At 51.3% G+C, this 18,807-nt stretch carries 17 protein-coding genes; 10 read left to right on the top strand and 7 right to left on the bottom strand.

The window, feature by feature from the left end; genetic code table 11:
• Window positions 1-386: 386 nt before the first annotated feature.
• Window positions 387-800: a hypothetical protein gene (locus FH603_RS25055; RefSeq protein WP_186741432.1), complete on the bottom strand. Its 414-nt coding sequence runs from the start codon at window positions 798-800 to the stop codon at window positions 387-389.
• A gap of 216 nt (window positions 801-1,016) precedes the next feature.
• On the opposite strand from FH603_RS25055, the gene FH603_RS25060 reads away from it, so the two are divergent.
• The 3 genes from FH603_RS25060 to FH603_RS25070 all read left to right on the top strand — a co-directional run bounded on the left by FH603_RS25060 (window position 1,017) and on the right by FH603_RS25070 (window position 3,034).
• On the top strand, window positions 1,017-1,838 hold the full coding sequence (locus tag FH603_RS25060) for an ion transporter (protein WP_186741434.1): 822 nt from the start codon (window positions 1,017-1,019) through the stop codon (window positions 1,836-1,838).
• A 275-nt stretch (window positions 1,839-2,113) separates the two neighbouring features.
• A complete protein-coding gene (locus FH603_RS25065) occupies window positions 2,114-2,353 on the top strand; it encodes a hypothetical protein (RefSeq protein ID WP_186741436.1) in 240 nt (79 codons plus the stop codon).
• Window positions 2,354-2,467: 114 nt separating this feature from the next.
• Entirely contained in the window at window positions 2,468-3,034 is a 567-nt protein-coding gene (locus FH603_RS25070; protein WP_235985283.1) for an HdeD family acid-resistance protein, read from the top strand.
• An 88-nt stretch (window positions 3,035-3,122) separates the two neighbouring features.
• Here the strand turns inward: FH603_RS25070 and FH603_RS25075 are convergent, their stop codons facing one another.
• The 3 genes from FH603_RS25075 to FH603_RS25085 form a co-directional block, all read right to left on the bottom strand.
• Window positions 3,123-4,595 (bottom strand): TonB-dependent receptor, encoded by a 1,473-nt coding sequence (locus FH603_RS25075; RefSeq protein ID WP_186741438.1) that lies wholly within the window; start codon window positions 4,593-4,595, stop codon window positions 3,123-3,125.
• A gap of 89 nt (window positions 4,596-4,684) precedes the next feature.
• Window positions 4,685-6,115 (bottom strand): S41 family peptidase, encoded by a 1,431-nt coding sequence (locus tag FH603_RS25080; RefSeq protein ID WP_317171196.1) that lies wholly within the window; start codon window positions 6,113-6,115, stop codon window positions 4,685-4,687.
• A gap of 352 nt (window positions 6,116-6,467) precedes the next feature.
• Complete coding sequence (locus FH603_RS25085) at window positions 6,468-6,821, bottom strand: YraN family protein (protein ID WP_186741442.1); 354 nt, start codon at window positions 6,819-6,821, stop codon at window positions 6,468-6,470.
• A 93-nt stretch (window positions 6,822-6,914) separates the two neighbouring features.
• On the opposite strand from FH603_RS25085, the gene lipB reads away from it, so the two are divergent.
• The 3 genes from lipB to rnr all read left to right on the top strand — a co-directional run bounded on the left by lipB (window position 6,915) and on the right by rnr (window position 10,951).
• Window positions 6,915-7,655 carry a lipoyl(octanoyl) transferase LipB gene (gene lipB / locus FH603_RS25090; RefSeq protein ID WP_186741444.1) on the top strand — a complete coding sequence of 247 codons (741 nt, stop codon included), beginning with the start codon at window positions 6,915-6,917 and terminating at the stop codon, window positions 7,653-7,655.
• Window positions 7,656-7,743: 88 nt separating this feature from the next.
• Window positions 7,744-8,148, top strand: a complete 405-nt coding sequence (locus FH603_RS25095) for a hypothetical protein (protein WP_186741447.1) — start codon at window positions 7,744-7,746, stop codon at window positions 8,146-8,148.
• Between the two features lie 274 nt (window positions 8,149-8,422).
• Window positions 8,423-10,951, top strand: a complete 2,529-nt coding sequence (rnr, locus tag FH603_RS25100) for a ribonuclease R (protein WP_186741449.1) — start codon at window positions 8,423-8,425, stop codon at window positions 10,949-10,951.
• A gap of 171 nt (window positions 10,952-11,122) precedes the next feature.
• On the opposite strand, the gene FH603_RS25105 is transcribed toward rnr, so the two are convergent.
• A complete protein-coding gene (locus tag FH603_RS25105) occupies window positions 11,123-13,192 on the bottom strand; it encodes a S9 family peptidase (RefSeq protein WP_235985284.1) in 2,070 nt (689 codons plus the stop codon).
• Window positions 13,193-13,423: 231 nt separating this feature from the next.
• Here FH603_RS25105 and FH603_RS25110 point away from each other — a divergent pair, with 231 nt between their 5' ends.
• On the top strand, window positions 13,424-14,104 hold the full coding sequence (locus tag FH603_RS25110; RefSeq protein ID WP_186741453.1) for a DUF3431 domain-containing protein: 681 nt from the start codon (window positions 13,424-13,426) through the stop codon (window positions 14,102-14,104).
• A 105-nt stretch (window positions 14,105-14,209) separates the two neighbouring features.
• On the opposite strand, the gene rsmH is transcribed toward FH603_RS25110, so the two are convergent.
• Both rsmH and FH603_RS25120 read right to left on the bottom strand, forming a co-directional pair.
• Entirely contained in the window at window positions 14,210-15,118 is a 909-nt protein-coding gene (rsmH, locus tag FH603_RS25115) for a 16S rRNA (cytosine(1402)-N(4))-methyltransferase RsmH (RefSeq protein ID WP_186741456.1), read from the bottom strand.
• Window positions 15,119-15,140: 22 nt separating this feature from the next.
• Window positions 15,141-16,244 (bottom strand): hypothetical protein, encoded by a 1,104-nt coding sequence (locus FH603_RS25120; RefSeq protein ID WP_186741458.1) that lies wholly within the window; start codon window positions 16,242-16,244, stop codon window positions 15,141-15,143.
• A 111-nt stretch (window positions 16,245-16,355) separates the two neighbouring features.
• Here FH603_RS25120 and FH603_RS25125 point away from each other — a divergent pair, with 111 nt between their 5' ends.
• The 3 genes from FH603_RS25125 (at window position 16,356) to FH603_RS25135 (ending at window position 18,770) form a co-directional block, all read left to right on the top strand.
• Window positions 16,356-17,609: a peroxiredoxin family protein gene (locus tag FH603_RS25125; protein ID WP_186741460.1), complete on the top strand. Its 1,254-nt coding sequence runs from the start codon at window positions 16,356-16,358 to the stop codon at window positions 17,607-17,609.
• A 75-nt stretch (window positions 17,610-17,684) separates the two neighbouring features.
• Entirely contained in the window at window positions 17,685-18,155 is a 471-nt protein-coding gene (locus FH603_RS25130; protein WP_186741463.1) for a MarR family winged helix-turn-helix transcriptional regulator, read from the top strand.
• A gap of 12 nt (window positions 18,156-18,167) precedes the next feature.
• Complete coding sequence (locus FH603_RS25135) at window positions 18,168-18,770, top strand: DUF6036 family nucleotidyltransferase (protein ID WP_235985285.1); 603 nt, start codon at window positions 18,168-18,170, stop codon at window positions 18,768-18,770.
• The last annotated feature ends 37 nt before the right edge of the window (window positions 18,771-18,807 follow it).

Consider the following 18,807-nt stretch of genomic DNA (forward strand, 5'->3'; position numbering starts at 1 on the left):
ACGTTTGCGGGCTGTTCTTGAAGCGTTATTCACGGGTCGGCAGACAGTCATCGAGTTGACTTGCTTTCCCTACATTCTGAATGCGTCTTTATGATTTTGAATTAGTATAATTTGATTGGATTAGTACGTGGAAGAGTAAATAAATTAACTTATAAACAACTTATATACCAATCAACATCAACCAGCTACCGGGTATCGTTGCTCAGCATACAGCGTTTCCAAATATGAATTAAAATAAAGTTTATCTCTAGAGTTACTTCACTAAAAGAAAGCATATTTAGCAAGAGGTCTGAGTGCAACCCATCAACTTATCTGAAAAATGTGTATTGTTGACTAACCGGGCTGCCAGCCTGGCCAACAGTGCATAGAGGCCGGATCGAACGCGCTCACTCAGGCGTCTCTTCCGGAGAAGGTGGGAACGTGAGATCGCCCGAACCATTCGCCGGCTCCAGCGTAAATACCCGAAAGCCCGACGAGCCGGCTGCGGCCTCTGATTCGGGTGTTCTCCCTTCCAGCAGGAAAGCTATCACCTGCTTATCAGTGGCAAAAAAATGGCTATCCTGAAACGTTCTGCCCTTCAACTCAGCTGGGTCAATAGTCGACGAACCGTCCTTCTCAGCGGGGCAAACAACTAAATTCAGCATCTCGAACTTGTCGGTTCTGGCCATTATGTCGAGTGTGGCCATACCCGCCTGGTCTGTTTCGCGCTGAACATTCAGGATGGTCAGGTGATGCGTTTCGTTACCTCTGACATGGGCATTACCCATATTTGTGAGGAGCCAATCATAAATCGTTTCCATGCTGTGATGTAATAAGGGATGCAGATAAAGGTTTCCTTTTCCGTTGACACACAACCTGCCAGCCGGGGAAGCTGTTCACGATTCAGGATCAGACGGGCCGACCAAATCGCTTTCAACCCGGTTCCGAATAACCCTCAGGCAGTAAAAAAGGCGCTGGATTTCCTTAAACAACCAGCCTCATCATCCGTTTACACCAGCAAATGACGATCAACCTGTATGCAGACTCGCTGGCAACGCATCCGGCATCGGCTGCATAATATTGTTTTCGAAAGTGATACCTGGGCAGGGCGGGCTTTCGACGTAACGCTCCTCATACTTATTGTACTGAGTGTGGTGACCGTTATGCTGGAGAGTGTTCCGTCGCTGGCACGGGATCGGAACATGGGCCCTGCGTTTCACCTTTTCGAATGGGCGTTTACCCTCTTGTTCACCGTCGAATTCATCCTGCGGCTGGTTGCCGTACGCAACCCCTTGCGCTACCTCTTCAGCTTCTTCGGCCTGGTCGACTTTCTGGCTATTTTGCCGGCTTACCTGAGCTTGTTTTTAGTTGGTCACCATGAGCTGGCGGTCATTCGTATCCTGCGGCTGCTGCGCATCTTCCGGATTTTAAAATTACACGAGTACACTACGGCGGCCTCGCTCCTCGCCGATTCATTACGGGAAAGCCGGGCCAAAATAACGGTATTCTTCGTGGCCATTTTCACACTCGTCATTACCCTGGGAGCCATGATGTATGTGGTTGAGGGACGCACCAACGGATTTGAAAGCATCCCGGTGAGTATTTACTGGGCTATTATTACCATCACCACGGTAGGCTATGGTGATATTGTACCTATTACGCCGATGGGCAAGCTCATTGCCAGCCTGACAATGATGCTGGGTTACGTAATTATTGCGGTTCCCACGGGTATTGTGGCTGTGAGCCTGACAGGGGTTACCAATCGCCGGGGCCTTAATCCGCAGGCCTGCCCAAACTGCGGCCGGCAGGGCCACGAGCCGGATGCGGTCTACTGCAAATACTGCGGGCATAAACTGTAAGTGTGGTTTGCCCGTAACGCCCGGGCTATAAAGCCAGCAAGGCTTTACCCTATAGCGTCCTCCATAGACTACTTTCATCATCTATTTTTTATAGCCCGTACGAATGCGGTAGTGACGCACGGTCAGTAGCTGCGTCAAAACAGGACAACTATCTATTATCCAGATAGAAATAAATCCTTGACAGGCAGCCGTTTCGCTCCTAACACGCTATTAAATCGCGGGAGCAACGACCTACAAAGGCGCTTTGTGTCGTAAACGCTTAACTAACCCATACCATGAATTCGAGATCTTCAATACCCATGACTCCCTGGTACGACGACGCATTTTTCCAACTGGCTTCCATCTGGTGGCGTCATCGGTTGAGCATACTCCTTGTAGCGGGTATACTGGTTGTACTCCCGTTTATGATGTGGGAACAGGTCAATACATTCCATTACGTGGCGGCTGTTGGCTTTGGCCTGTTGTGTATCCGTGAAATGATCCGGTTTATCAGACTTTCGATACATCGGTCCTAACGGCGGGCGCTGGCCGTGCTGGGTTTTGTAACGGCGCGGTTTTCTATTCCCTCATTCCCAGAAACAAACATATATGACGGGGCGTTGTGTGCCAATAACACTCAACGCAACGCAATGGAACCTAATCATTCAACAACTCAAGGCTCGTGGCTATTGATCGCCCGTGGTGTACTGTATATTTTGATTGGGGGGGCTATGTTTGTTTTTGCCAGCTCCTACTCCGCCCAATCTGGTCATATCATCGGGGCAATGGCTGTCATTGCCGGTATATGTCAACTGATTTACTCCTTTACGCACCAGGAACAGAAAAATAACATCTGGGGTATCCTCCACGGACTCACGGATCTTGGCTTTGGGATAGCCATTTTTATATTTTCTGACGGTACGGTCAAAGGATTTGTCGATGTCCTGGGCTTCTGGGCGATGATGTATGCTTTCCTGCAGGCCGTTCAGACTATGTATGCTTTCATGGCCGCCCGGGGAGCAAACACCGTTGGCACAACAAATGCCATTCACTTTGCCAATGTGCTGATGGCCGGTGGCCTCACCTTTACGTTACTGCTTCGACCAGCCGGATTCGATAATTCGCTGGATTTTATTGGCATTTTCCCCATAATTCTGGGCATCCTCATTATTGTTCTGGCACGACAGATGCGGACGCAGCCGACAAAATCATATTAAGGAAAACTTGTCCATCAAGTAACGGGCCGGTTGATTAGATGTACTAATCAACCGGCCCGTTACTGGTTATTAATAGGATGACCTGGTGTTACACCCCGTTGGCGATCTGTTCCTCCTGCTTCTGACGCACCTGCTGACCGATAGGCACATATTCTACGTCGCACGGGTACCCGAAGAGGCAGTAGTCTTTAATACGTTTGGCCACCCGTTCAGGTACCATCTGTTCCCAGCCATCCTTCCCCTCCTGAATCATGGTCAGCACACTGTCTGTCGAGATATGAAGGTTCTGTTCGTTATAGTCGGTAATGTCTTCGATCTTGTCGTTCCTGACCAGATACTGGAATAGCGGTTCCAGCGTTGGCGGCAGTTTGAACTCGTTGCAGGTATAGATCAAGCCTTCCCGCAGGGTTGGGTATACGAACAGTTTCACCTTCCGGCTAAACAGGGTTGCAAATGACTCAAGAATACCACCCGGCAGAAACTCGTAGTGCCCCTCCTCAAAAATGTACTCCAGGTTAGGGATACCCACGACCAGGCCAATTTTCAGGCGGGTCAGCCGCGCCAGATACGCCACCAGTTTATAATATTCCAGGTAATTGGAAATCATTACGGTCTGGCCCATCGAACACAGGATATCGACCCGATCCAGAAAGTCTTTCTCATCGATTCCCTGGTCGTTGGCCCTCAGGTTATGAAGGGTCAGCTCAGCCATCGAAATCACCCGGTCGGCGTCTACATCGGGTTCGGCTTTAAACTGCTTCACCCCGTTTTCGATCATGTCCATCTGAACATTGGTAACGGGCCTGAGCCGCCCCCGCATGACCAGAATGTGTTTTTTGTAGAGCGCTTCGGACGGTTGTAACACCTGGCCGTCCGAGCCGAACAAAGCCGCATCGGTAAAGCTGTTTTTAACCAGATGCAGCGTCATAAGCCGGTTGTCGACATCGGCAAAGTCGGGGCCGCTGAATCGGATCATATCGATCTGAAGACGCTCCGTAGCCAGATCGTCCATCAGCGAGAGCACGAGCGTTTCCGGCGATTTAGCGTAGTAATAACAACCGTAGATCAGGTTTACGCCGATGATGCCCAGCGCCTGCTGCTGCAGCACATTTTCATTGTCGAGCATCCGGACGTGAATGATCACGTCGTTGAAACCGGCCTGCGGGTTTAACTGAAACCGACAGCCGATCCAGCCGTGGGCGTCATTGGTTTTCTGGTAGTTTAGCGCAACGACGGTGTTGGCAAAGGCAAAGAAGGTCGTATCGGGTCCGCGTTTTTCGGCCAGTCGTTTCTCCAGCAGGCTATACTCTTTGTTAAGCATTTTCACCAGCCGCGACTCAACCACATACCGTCCGCTTTCTTCGACCCCGTAGATACTGTCGCTGAAGGTCATGTCGTAGGCCGACATCGTTTTAGCAATTGTGCCCGAGGAACCACCCGCTTTAAAAAACATAGCGGCCGTTTCCTGCCCCGCCCCTATTTCGGCGAATGAACCGTAAATTTTGCGATCGAGGTTGATACGTAATGCTTTCTGCTTAGTGCCTATATTTTTCTCGTACATCGTATGTGGCGGCTTGCTGATGCTAAAGTTACAGTATAAAACGCCAAAAGCAGCCTTGTAGGGCTGCTCCTGACACAAAATATGCGTTCCTACTTATGGGGAACTGGTAAATTATCGGGCAGGAACATGTTACTGCCAGCGGCTTTACGCTCAATGGAAGAACGTACTTCCTGTAATACGGGTCCGGAAACAGCACCCCGGCGGGCCGTTCGTGAACCCGTGATCTGGTAAAAAGCCTCGCCAAGCATGGTTTCTGTAATGTCGCCGAAAGCCTTGGGGTTCAACGGCTCAAAGGCCAGCGTGTTAGGCGCAAAACCATTGGTATAATCCGACTGCCCTTTTGCATTGAATATTTTGGTGATAATAGGTTGTATACCCCACTTGATCCGACCGGTTGGATCATAGAACGTTTGCGAACCAACATTTTTACCAACTGTTGTATCACCAATTGTAACCACGTTCATATATGGCTTGAGCCCGTTGATAACAAGTTCACTGGCTGATGCTGTGCGCCCCGTTGTCAGCACAAATACGCGCTGAAGGTTACTGCCGATATTCTGCGCCTTCGAAACAAAAGGGTAACGTAACTGATCGATAGCTCCTTCGCTACGGATGTAATCCATGAATGCCTTGTTGTATTCATAACTGGCAAAAATGGTTGAATTAGTGGCTTTAGGGCTAATCAAACTGGCCAGATTAACAGCAGCCGTAACGGAACCACCCGGATTATAGCGCAAATCGAGAACCAGTTCGTTCACCCCTCTAGCCTTAAATTTAGCAAAGACATTGTCGACCTGCTGATCATAACTGTGGTCATCGAATCCGCCCGGCCCGTTGATAAACTGGTTATATACCAGGTAGCCAATGGTCTTTCCACCCATTGTGTACACAGAATCCTTAAAGACCGGATTTTCCTGAAACACGGTGGCTGTTACCTGTTTCGGTGTGCTGGTATTGGACAATTGGCCATTCTGTACAGTCGAGAATCCATACGAACGAACATCACCCAATGAACCGAATAAATCTCCGTAGTTGGTAGTCGTTAATGGCTGACCATTCAACGAGGTAAAGAGATCACCCCGTTTAATACCTGCTTTATCAGCTGGTGAACCCGGCAACACATACAGCACCGAACCTACCAGAGCATTAGTACCACCCGGCTGGCGGTACAACTGAAACTCCATACCGTCTGTTTTCGTCGAACCGCTCAAACTCGACCGTAACTCATCGGCGCTTTTTTGAATCCAGGAAAAACGGTCACCATCAGAAGGATTCTTATAAAGCAACGACTCGAAAAAGCTTTCCGGGTCCTGAGCCAGATTAGGATTCGCGGGTAATTTGTCGTTCCAGTAGTACCAGGTCGACATCGTATCCAGCACCCATTTGTTCACATCCGCGTCTGAAGCGGTCTCGGACAATGACGTTACCGGAGCGACGTTTTCCGCATCTTTACAGGACGTCATTAAAAAAGCACCCGAAGCCAGCAGTGCTAGGGCCGAGCGCCAAAAGTGAAATTTCACGTTTATCAACATTGAGTTGGATGGCAATTGTTTGTCTAATACAAACGAAAAAAGCACGTAAAAGATGCGTTAAAAATCTATTAATCTAGTAGATTAAAAAGCCGTTTATGCCTAGCATACTACCGTTCACACACATAAACCGCCAGTTTACCGTCAATCTGAGCCGAGTTCACTCGGTTTCTGCTTACTTTGCCATCCACAATTGAGTCGTTTCAATTGGCTACACATGATTTCGACAACATCAGGCCGGAGAGGCTTATAAACTAATTTCTGTAAGGTGTCTCAAAAACGGCCGGGTGGATCACCCGGTCTTTTTTATTGAGGAAATCCCAAATGAGTCGAACTGGAGAAATCAGAAGAAGGCGTCTTCCACATGCTTCACCTTTATTTCGGCACCCGCTACGGAAATGGCGAGAATATCGAAGCGGACATCGAATTGCCAGTCATGGGTAAAGATGTAATGTTCGGCCGCCTTCATCACCAGTTTGGCTTTAGTATAGGACACGAATTCTTCGGGATTGCCAAAGCTAAGGTTGGTTCGGGTTTTCACTTCAACAAACACCAGCAGCTTTCCCTTCCTGGCAATAAGATCGACTTCGGCATGCTGATAGCGGAAGTTGCGGGCCATTATTTCGTAGCCATTTTCCTGTAGGAAACGGGCGGCTTCCTGTTCACCCTGTTTACCGGTTTCGTTGTGCTGGGCCATTGACGGTGGGAGGTTACACGGTATAAATCGAACGAAAGCCCCCCTTTTTGCTGTTATTTAAAGGAACGGAAGCCCCGCATTTTCCGTAAAACAATGAATAGTCACATCAATAAGCAAGTAGAAATCAGGGAATTAGGTCTAGTGGACTACCAGTCAACCTGGGACGAGCAGGAGCGTTTGTTCGCCGGTATTGTCGACCAGAAACTACAAAACCGAACCCTGCCGGACGAGGCACAGCAACACACGTCCAACTACCTGCTTTTTTGCGAACATCCACACGTGTACACGCTCGGCACAAGCGGCCATGTCGATAATCTGCTGGTCGATCAGAACCGACTAACCAACGAGCTGGGTGCTACCTTTTTTAAAATACGGCGCGGGGGTGACATTACGTATCATGGTCCCGGTCAGCTGGTCGGGTATCCTATTCTGGATCTGGACAACTTTTTTACGGATATCCACCGGTACATGCGGCTGCTGGAGGAGAGCATCATTCTAACCCTCGCCGACTACGGGATCGATGCGGGCCGTATCGATGGGTTGACGGGTGTCTGGCTCGACCATGCCGATGGACCAAGGCCCCGGAAAATCTGCGCGATGGGCGTAAAGGCCAGCCGTTGGGTAACGATGCATGGCTTCGCCTTGAACGTCAACACAGATTTGAGTTATTTTAACCATATTGTCCCCTGTGGTATTGCCGATAAAGCCGTTACGTCATTAGCCGCAGAGTTGGGTCACGCCGTGTCGCTCGCTGACGTAGCGGCTCACGTTCGGCAACATATGGCCAGTTTATTTGATATGGAATTGATTGAAAAAACATTGGAACGCAGCTAGAACAGATACGCCGGTTAAACCGATTGATCGCAAAGGCGGTATTCGTAAAGTCCGGCGCATCCCGACTTAGGCAGTATTCCCCTCTTTTATGAAGAAAGACATTAATTTTTTGCCCGTCGAGGGCGTACAGATAGCAGTAGCCCGTAAAGAAAACATTGTTGGCGGCTACGACTGGCAGGTATTCTTGATCAATCAGAAAGACGTACCCATCAAGACTGTGTTCGTAACATCGAAAGGCTACGGCCTGAAAGATGAAGAAGAACAGAAGACGTCTACGCTCCGGCATTTTTTCGTGGAGGTACAACCAGGGGCCTACGAAGTAGTAGAAACGATCATGCCCGATGTCTTCCACCTGAACAACGAATATTGGGTGAGCTATTTCATTGATGAGCAGATCTTTGACAAGAAGTTCATTTTTGTACCGGACAGCATCGTTGAAGAACATCTGGTAACGGTACCCGTTCTGGGGCTGGAAGGCATTTTACACGCATAAAGCCGTTTTCATCTTCCTAACAAGACGGTTATTTATCGGGTTACTACCTGAACAGACCCCTACTGGCAAGGTAGTTGCCTGCATCCCATGGCACAGACTTTTTGTTAAGCCTGGGCAAAACTCCGCTCGTAGGTAACGAGCAATCACGAACAGCGATCGATATACCCGCAGATCGAGTTAACAGGCCCCAATACGGTATTAAACCTATAGAGGCTTCCGTAATCGGGTATACATCGCTCTTACACATCACAGGCCTAAGCCCAGTGAATACATAATGAAAAACGGAAAACCGAAACAAGATAAATACAGTCGCTCCGCACCGGGCCGACCCGCTGGTAACAAACCGGCTACGGGTAGCCCGGCGGCCGCAACACGACCCCGCGAAAAAGGGGTAGAAAAACAAAATCGGGCCATCCGCCCGATCCAACAGACCGACTCGTTTCTGGATGAGTTGAAGAACGACCTGATGGCGTTCTTTCAGATCAACGATGAGGAATCGTACACGCAGGAACAGGTACTCGATCATTTCAACACGGGCGACCGTAAAACGAGATTGATCCTGCACGGCCTGATCCACGAATTGACCGACGAAGGTGCCCTTGTTCGCCAGCCCGACGGCAGTTACCGGGCCGACCAGGCCGCCAACCTGATCGAGGGTGTAGTCGACCACGTCAATTCGAAGTTTGCATTCATAGTGCCAGCCACGGCCAGCGGCATCCGGGGCGAACGGAGCGACGACATCTGGGTGTCGACCGAAGACCTCAACGGAGCCGTCGACGGCGACCGGGTTCGGGTACTGAAATTCTCGGATTCGGGCAACCGTTCCCGGCGCGTAGAAGGCAAAGTAGCCAACGTCGTTGAGCGGGGCCGTACCGAACTGGTCGGTCGCATCGAAGTGTGGCCAACTTACGGTTTCGTGATCCCTGATAGCAAAAAGGTCTACGAAGATATTTTCATCCCGAAAGAGAAGTTGAGTGGCGCTACCGATGACGATAAAGTCATTGTACGGCTTACCAAATACCCATCGGGCGGGGGCGGCAAGCAGCGCTTCGAAGGCGAAGTCATTACAGTGCTGGGCGCGGCCGGTGAGAACAACACCGAAATGCACGCTATTCTGGCTGAGTTTGGCTTACCCATCGACTTCCCGAAGGATGTGGAGGAAGAAGCCGAAGCTATCCCGACCAAGATTCTGAAGAAAGACCTGGCCAAACGGCGCGACATGCGCGACGTAACGACCTTCACTATCGACCCCGTCGATGCGAAGGACTTTGACGATGCGCTGTCGGTGCAGATGCTCGACAACGGCAACTACGAAATCGGTATTCACATCGCCGACGTCACGAACTACGTGAAGCCCGGTTCGCGGCTGGAAGAGGAAGCGTTTAAACGTGCTACGTCGGTATACCTCGTTGACCGGGTGGTACCGATGCTGCCCGAGAAACTGTCGAACGGCCTGTGTTCGCTCCGGCCCAACGAAGACAAACTGACCTTCTCGGCGGTGTTCGAACTGACGCCCGAAGCCCGGATCGTTAAGGAATGGTTTGGCCGCACGGCTACTCACTCCGATCGCCGGTTCTCGTATGAGGAAGCACAGGACATTCTGAACAACAGCAACGGGGATTACCTGTCCGAACTTCAGTTGCTGAATGAACTGGCGCACAAGCTCCGCACGGAACGGTTCAAGAACGGCGCGATCAACTTCGAAACGGTTGAAGTACGCTTTAAACTGGACGAGAACGGCGTTCCGCTATCGGTCTATCCGAAACTTCGGCAGGACACCAACAAGCTCATCGAGGAGTTTATGCTGCTGGCCAACAAACGCGTGGCCGAGTACGTACACCTGCTCTCGAAACAGAACAAGAAGGGCGAAGAGAACACGATGGTGTACCGGATTCACGAAGGACCCGACACCGACCGGTTGCAGCAGTTCGCTGATTTTGCCGGTCGCCTGGGCTACAAGCTGAACGTGGACGACGAGCACTTGTCCAACTCCATGAACCGGTTCATGGCCAGCATCGAAGGAAAACCCGAAGCGAGTATGCTCTCGCAACTGGCCGTCCGGACGATGTCGAAAGCACGCTACAGTACAGATGATCTGGGGCACTTTGGCCTGGCCTTCCGGCGGTATTCGCACTTTACGTCGCCCATCCGTCGCTACCCCGATATGATGGCCCACCGGTTGTTGCAGCACTATCTGGACAAGGGCAAGCCCGAAGACCGCGATACGCTGGAAGATCAGTGCAAGCACGCATCGGCCCGCGAGAAAATGGCATCCGACGCTGAACGCGCCAGTATCAAGTACAAGCAGGTCGAGTTCATGAGTCGCATGGACCCCAACCAAACGTTCGAAGGCGTTATCTCGGGCGTTACCGAGTTCGGGATCTTCGTCGAGATCACGGAGAACAACTGCGAGGGGCTTATCCGGATGCAGGACCTGAGCAACGACTTCTACGAATTCGACAAGGAAAACTACCGCATCATCGGTAGCCGGACCAAGAAGATGTACACCTTCGGCGATCAGGTAGTGGTTCGCGTGAAAGAAACGAACCTCGGCCGCCGGAGCATGGATTTCGCGCTCGTCAGCGACAAAGCCGGACACGTTACTGACTCAGGCAACAGCGGCCGGTCCAGTCGGTCAGGCTCCAGCCGTCGGGATGGCGGTTCCCGTTCGGGCGATAGCCGTTCAGGCAGCTCGTCGCGTGGCACCTCCTCGTCACCGTCATCGTCCCGCAGCAGCGGCAAACGCTCCGAAACGCCCGCCCCCAAAGGCGAAAACCGGCGCGGTGGCCGCGGACGGCGGTAAGGTATAAACGTATAAAACAAGATCGGGGTTGCATTGAACGTTGCTAACGTTCAATGCAACCCCGATCTTGTTTTACAGCCCTGCCAGTGGTCGTAGACCCTGGTAGTGGCTAGTTGCTGTTAAAAGACAGTAGCCACTACCAGGGTCTACGACCACTGGCAGGGCTGTAAATTACTGCCTCTCCCCGACCAGATTTAGCATAAACGCATACTCCAGCGCGATCTCTTTCAGCGCCTGGAAACGACCCGACGCACCACCGTGACCGGCTTCCATGTTGGTGTGTAAGAGCAACTGATTGTTATCCGTTTTCATCGTCCGGAGCTTGGCGACCCACTTGGCGGGCTCCCAATACTGCACTTGCGAATCGTGCAGACCGGTCGTCACGAGCAGGTTGGGGTACGCTTTCTTCTCAACATTGTCGTAGGGTGAATACGATAGCATGTAGTCGTAATATTCTTTGTTCTTCGGATTGCCCCACTCCTCAAATTCGCCCGTCGTCAGCGGAATGCTCTCATCGAGCATCGTGGTCACGACGTCGACAAACGGCACGGCGGCCACCACCCCCCGGTACAGTTGGGGAGCCTGATTGATTACCGCGCCCATCAGCAGACCACCCGCGCTACCGCCCATGGCAAACAGCTTATCGGTATTGGTATACTTGTTCTTGATGAGGTATTCCGACACATCCACGAAGTCGTTGAACGTGTTCTTCTTCTTCAGCATCTTGCCATCCTCATACCACCGGCGACCCATTTCCTGCCCGCCCCGGATGTGGGCAATGGCGTAGATGAAGCCCCGATCCAGCAGACTCAGCCGCGCCGAACTGAAACCCGGATCGGTCGAGTAGCCATAGGAGCCGTAGGAATACTGAAGCAACGGAGCCGAACCGTCTTTCTTGGTGCCCTTGCGATACACGATCGATACAGGTATCTGAACGCCATCGCGCGACGTAGCGTAGACCCGCTCCGACACGTAGTTGTTCTTATCGAACCCACCCAATACCTCCTGCTCTTTCATCAACGTCTTGGCCTTCGTGTCCATATTGTAATCGAAGGTGGAGCTGGGTGTTGTCAGAGAGGCATACCCGAAGCGCAGGACGTTCGTATTGAAGTCAGGATTATAGCCGATGCCAGCCACATAAGCTGGTTCACCAAAGTTCAGGTACTCATCAGCTTGGGTCTTCTGATTGATGACCCGGATATTGGTCAGACCTGCTTTACGCTCGCCCAATACGAGGTGGTTGGCAAACACATCCATGTTAGCCAGGTACACATCGGGCCGATGCGGGATCACTTCTTTCCAGGCCGTGCGATCGGCGGTTTTACCTTCAGGCACTTCCATCAGCCGGAAATTCTCGGCTTTCCAGTTTGTACGGACATAAAATTTGTCCTTGTAATGCACGATATCGTATTCGTGGCCTTTCTCGCGGGGCAGAAACGTTTTGAACTCGCCCGTCGGTTTGCTGGCTTCCAACAGGTAATACTCGGTAGCTACGCCGTTATGGTCGGAACCGATCGTAATATATTTTTTGGATTTCGACCGGCCCAGCCCCATGTAGAACTGGTTGTCTTTCTCTTCATACACGAGCACATCGGCCTTGGTATTGGTACCGAGCGTATGGCGGTAGACCCGGTAACCAAGCAATGTTTGCGGGTCTTTCCTGACGTAGAACAGGGTTTTATTATCCGTCGCCCAGGCAAAACTTCCCCCTTCGGTGTTGGGAATGGCTTCGGCATAAAGCTTACCCGTTTTCAGGTTTTTCACCCGCAGCGTGTAGAGCCGCCGACTCACGGTATCTTCCGCAAAAATGGCCAGTTCATCGTTGTCCGACACTTCATACCCGCCAATCTGGTAGTAGTTATGGCCCTTTGCCATCGCGTTCCCATCGAACATCACCTCTTCGGCACCCTGCAACGAACCTTTCTTCCGGCAGTAAATAGGGTATTCGCCACCGGTAACGAACCGGGTGTAGTAGTAATAGGTGCCCTCTTTGTAGGGCACCGATTCGTCCTGCTGCTTGATCCGGCCTTTCAGCTCGTCGAACAGTTTTTCCTGTAGCTCTTTTACGGGGGCCAGTACCTGGTCGAGATACGTATTCTCGGCATTCAGGTAGTTGATGACCTCCGGGTTCTCGCGCTCGTTGAGGTAATAGTAATTATCGATTCGTTTGTGGCCGTTTGTGATCAGCTCTTTGGGCTTAATAGCCGCCTTAGGCGGCTTTATGGGTTGTGCTTGAGTCATGCTATATAGCGTGAGCGTGGTAATGAGAGTAAAACACGTTCGTTTCATGGTAGTTTGTTTGTCTCCCGGTAAAAATAAGCTTTTAACCGCAGATTGAACCGCCCCGATGGATGGTCGACAAACAGAAGGAAGCCCGGTAACGCGGGTTCGATTGCCGTATCGGTCACTAACGCTGAACCGGAAAGAGAGCCACATGGGATAACTTTGTGGCTGCTGTGTTACCCAAGCCCTATGACCGAACTTGTCGTTGCCCGATATGCCGAAGACCTGAGCTGGCTTCGCAAACGCCCCGCTACGCTGACCGTAACGGTCTATGACAAAAGCGCCGACGCGTCGGGGGGAGACCGGGCAATCCGCTTACCCAATATCGGGCGGGAAGCACATACGTATTTGCATCACATCGTCGACCGCTACGACTCGCTGGCGGACTGGACCATTTTCTGTCAGGGCAAACCCTTCGACCATGCCTACGATTTCAAGAAGTTTTTGCGGGAGTTCAGCGAACCTGGTAGAGAAAAACCCGCAGCCGACTTCATCTGGCTGGGGCACCTCATCGACACCGACGACGACCAGGGCGACCGGCTGTTCAGGCCCTGGAGCAAAAACGAGGATGGGCGCGGCCTCGACATGCGCGGCTTCCATCGGGCGCTGTTCGACACCGACGGCCCACCACTATATACCTTTGTGCTGGGCGCACAATTCGCCGTTCACCGGGATCTAATCCGGAAACAACCACGCGCGTTTTATGAGCGCGCCCTGACCGTATCGACCACCTTCACCGATGCCGCCCATTGCTTCGAACGCAGCTGGGACCGCGTGTTCGGCGTTACCGGCATCGACCCCGACTGGCTCGCCGGTCGGCAGACGGTTTATTTAAAACCGATGAAGCATCAGGGGCCGAATAAGGAATGAATACGTGGGCGTCACCTACCGGGCGCATAACCCTCGGGGGCGCGTAACCCATGATTCGCGCGTAACCACGGTTGAAACGTTAGAACCCACGGTTGAAACCGTGGGCTATAGTTTCTCGGCGATGCGTAATTTGGCACTGCGGGCGCGGGGGTTACGAGCTACTTCGTCGGGTGTCGCTTCGATGGGTTTGCGGGTGATGCTCCGTAGGGGTTTGAGCTCGTTACCGTACAGGTCCTTCTCCACATCGCCCTGAAATTTGCCCTTGTTGATGAAGTTCTTGACCAGCCGGTCTTCCAGCGAGTGGTACGACATAACCACCAGCCGTCCGTCCGGCTTTAGTACGTCGGGTACCTGCTCCAGAAACTCTTCCAGCGCCAGCAACTCCTCGTTTACCTCGATCCGGAGCGCCTGGAATACCTGCGCGGCATATTTGTTTTCCTTGCCGCGGGGGGCATAGCGCTGTAGTACCGCTTTGAGGTCGTTAACCGTTTTCAGCGGCTGGTTGGAACGCGCCGAGATAATAGCAGCCGCCAGCGTTTTAGCATTCGTCACTTCGCCGTACATCCCCAGAATCCGGTGCAGGTCGGCTTCGCTATATTCGTTGACCACCTGGCGGGCCGTGCGGTCGCCCTGCTGGTTCATGCGCATGTCGAGGTCGGCGTCGAAACGGGTCGAGAAACCGCGCTCGGGCGTGTCGATCTGGTGCGACGAAATACCAAGGTCGGCCAGAATCCCGTCTACCTGCTCCACCTTGTAGAGACGCATGTACCGCTTCAGGTTACGGAAGTTCGAAGCCACGAACGTCAGGCGTGGGTCGTTGAGAGCCGTGGCATTGGCGCGGGCATCGGCGTCCTGATCGAAGCCAAAGAGTCGGCCCCCGTCCAGTTGGTTCAGAATTTCCCGGCTGTGACCACCGCCACCGAATGTAATATCGACGTAAATTCCGCCCGGCGTCAGATTGAGTCCGTCGATACAGGCTTGTAATAGAACAGGTTCGTGGTAAGTAGTTGGCATAGAAAAGACATATTAACGTACGTCATTGATGCGACGTTTGTTTACGGGCTGACGAAACAAGTGGAAACACAGCACGCACTGTAAACGATGGATGAAGGTAAGTACTATAGCCAGTCTCCTTGAATCCACTAAAAATTCCGGTAAATACCGGGTAGCGGGTTTCAATAGCGACTATTTTTCGGTAGCTAATACCAACGCCTGTATCGAGCATACCAAAAACGGTTGAAAAGCCTGTGTATAGTTTGCCCTGAATGGCATGACGACCAAAATATCGGCCTGCATATAAACCTATTTGAAGGGCCGTTTCCTGTCCCAACGTTGAGTTTCGATCAAACTTGCCAATGTCAAACAAGACAAAGGTATTATGAAGCAGACGCGGAAGCAGCATCTGGATAGATAGACCATAGCCTCTGGCATTACCTTCGGCGCTTTGCCATGATGCACCAAAGCCGCCCAGCCCAACGATAGGTCTCCCCAATTTTTTCTGCTCAAGATAGATTTTAGCGTCTATTCGACAGTAAGATAAATACTCTTTAAGCAGGTTAATCAGACTTGCTTCAGTATAAAGGACGGTCTTTGTTATTAAGGTAGGACATTCCTGAAGCAACGAGTGTAATTGTCTTCTATAAATGTGGTCTTCGAAGGTAAATAATGCGTCTCTCTTCTGAATTTGAATGTGTAAATCATTTAATACAGTCAAGGTGTCGTATTTCTCAATGATGAATCGTACGTTGGCATTTTGGTCAAAAAAACGATACAGCTTTACCGGCTCACTATCGAGTAGTAACTCGGCCAGATAATAAGTTGAATCAATATGGTCTACAGGATTGCCGCCAACAGCAATTGGGACTGTAGTGTAATAAGGTAATTTTGTATACAAACCCTCGTAGATCGGCCCATTGTTTATGAGCAATTTCTGTATACTTCGAACAGGTATCTGTTTCACCAACGCTGACGAATCCGCAGAAAACTCGATAAAGGTTGGGCTTTTGTCCCAATCGTAGAAACGAAGAGTACCTGAGAGAACACTGCCTTTACGGTCTGTCAGGATAGCTGAGCGTTGCTGATACTGCCCGAATAAAGTTATTGATAAGAAACAGAAAAGGCTGGTAAATAGTAAGCGCATGAAAACTAATTTGTTGAGCCAAATGTGAGCAGAATAACTAATTCTGGTTGTGTCGCGTTGGGAAAGTAGGATTTGCATAAGGAAATAAACTAAAAAAAGTACATAGATTCGATGAAACACAAGGTTCTTATTTGGGGAGTTCTAGTTTACCTCTCGGTTGCAGCCTGCTCCAGCGGGTCACCAGCAACTGTTGAACCCGGCAAATACCGGGCCGTCCTGAAAACTCAGGGTGGTGAGCTACCGTTCGGACTCGATATCCAGCCGGTGGCCGACAAGGCCGGTTCATACACCGTGTTTGCGCTCAACGGCAACGAACGGCTAAAAATGGACCCCGCTACCGTTCAGGGTGATTCCATTCATATCCCGATGGCCCTGTTTGAGTCAGAACTGGTTGCAAAGATAGACGGGAGTACGCTCCGGGGCGAATGGCGTCGGCGACGGACGGCCCAGCAACTGCAAAGCCTGCCCTTTGAAGCGGAATTAGGCGTAAAATACCGTTTTACCCCCGACGAAAAAACGGGCGGTGCAAACCTGACCGGCAATTGGGCTACCGATTTTGAGAGCAAATCCGGCAACGTCGACACGACGGATGCGATCGGCGTATTCAAACAAACCGGTTCCCGCCTGACGGGTACCTTCCTGACCACCACCGGCGATTATCGCTACCTGGATGGTAATGTCGTAGGCGATAGCCTCTTCATGTCCAGCTTCGACGGCGGTTCTCATTTGTATCTGTTCAAAGCGAAATATAACCCGGCAACGAAAACGATCAATGGTGGTTTCTGGGCGGGCGTGTCGGGCTACGAGTCGTGGGTGGCCAAACTCGACCCTAACGCCAAACTGCCCGATCCGGCCAGCCTGACCTACCTCAAGCCGGGTGCCAAAACGCTCAAAGCCTCGTTCCCCGAACCAAACGGCAATACCGTTTCGCTGGCTGACCCCCGGTTCAAGGGCAAGGTGACCATCGTGCAGATCATGGGTTCGTGGTGCCCCAACTGCATGGACGAAACGAACTTTCTCAGCCCCTGGTACAAGAAAAACAAGAGCCGGGGCGTCGAAATTCTAGGCTTGTCTTTTGAGCGGTCGCCGGAAATGGCCGTGTCGGGGCCAAAGATCGACCGGATGAAACAGCGATTCAACATCGATTACCCCGTTCTGCTGGCAGGTACGAACGACAAAGCGCAGGCCAGCCAAGCCCTACCCGATCTGAACGCTGTCGTGGCTTTCCCGACTACCATTTTTATCGATAAAAAGGGGCAGGTTCGTCATATCCACACTGGCTTCAGCGGGCCGGGAACGGGTATGTACTACGATAAGTACGTCGATGAGTTTAACCAGCTTGTGGATAAATTGCTGGCTGAATAAAACCGTATGCGTGCATACTGTTTTATAAAAAAATGGTAGATTTACGGGGCCATGTTGGACAGAACGACACCTGCTATGAAGAAAGAGAAAACCGTTGACTTCCACATAAAATGGGGTTGGCACGCCATTTCACGGATGTATAACGCCCACGCATCCCGCTATGACCTGACGATGGCGATCGGTTATGTATTGCTCAACATCGACCTCGACGAAGGCACGCCAGCCACTAAAATCGGGCCGTTGCTGGGTATGGAGCCCCGGTCGCTGGTTCGTATGCTGAAAAGTCTGGAAGAGCGCGGCCTGATTCGGCGCGAGGTAGACGGTAATGACAAGCGATTCGTCCGGATCTACCTGACCGAGACGGGCCGCGAAAAACGGGAAATGGCCCGGGAAGGCGTTATCCAGTTCAACAACATGATCCGCGAGCGTATTCCGCTCGACAAGCTGGTCACGTTCATGGAGGTCATGAAAGACATCAACCGGATCGTGGAAGAAGAAAACATAAAAATCAAAGCGGGTGAACCCGAAGAACTGCCCCTCGACTAAACCTGTAGTGGCATGAATACAACATTGCAATTGCCCGTTGATGAGCGTATGTTGAGCGTTGAGCGTCTGATGGGCGTTGTAACCGCGTTTTATCGGGCTAACCCCAGCAATCCACCCAAACAAATGGATATCAGTCGTGATGAGGTAAAAGACTTATTCAGGAGTTTGAACAGGCATGCGGTAAAATACATGATGGTTGGGGGGATGGCCATTGCCATGCATGGCTATATCCGCGCTACGCAGGATTTGGATCTTTGGGCTCGTGTCGACGCTGAAAACAAAGATCGGCTGATTGCGGCTTTATCCGAGAATGGGGTTGCTGGTGCCAGTTATCTGAAAGATGTTCCGCTACTGTTCGGATGGTCATCCGTAACAGTTGGGAAACGGGGCTTCACCCTCGATATGGGCTACGATCTCAACGCGTTCAAATCCGTTGATTTTGATACCTGTTATGATCGGGCCATTGATGCTACGTTTGATGATGTCCCTTTTAAGGTTATTCACCTGAATGATTTAATTACCGAGAAACGCGCCACAGGTCGACCTAAGGATCTGGGTGATGTGGAAGAACTAACTAAAATCAAAAACGATCGGAGCGCGGACAAAATAGAGTAATACTGACCTGAGCAATAGGTATTTGTATGCTGTATTC

The organism is Spirosoma utsteinense (assembly GCF_014282275.1).
Classification (GTDB): domain Bacteria; phylum Bacteroidota; class Bacteroidia; order Cytophagales; family Spirosomataceae; genus Spirosoma; species Spirosoma utsteinense.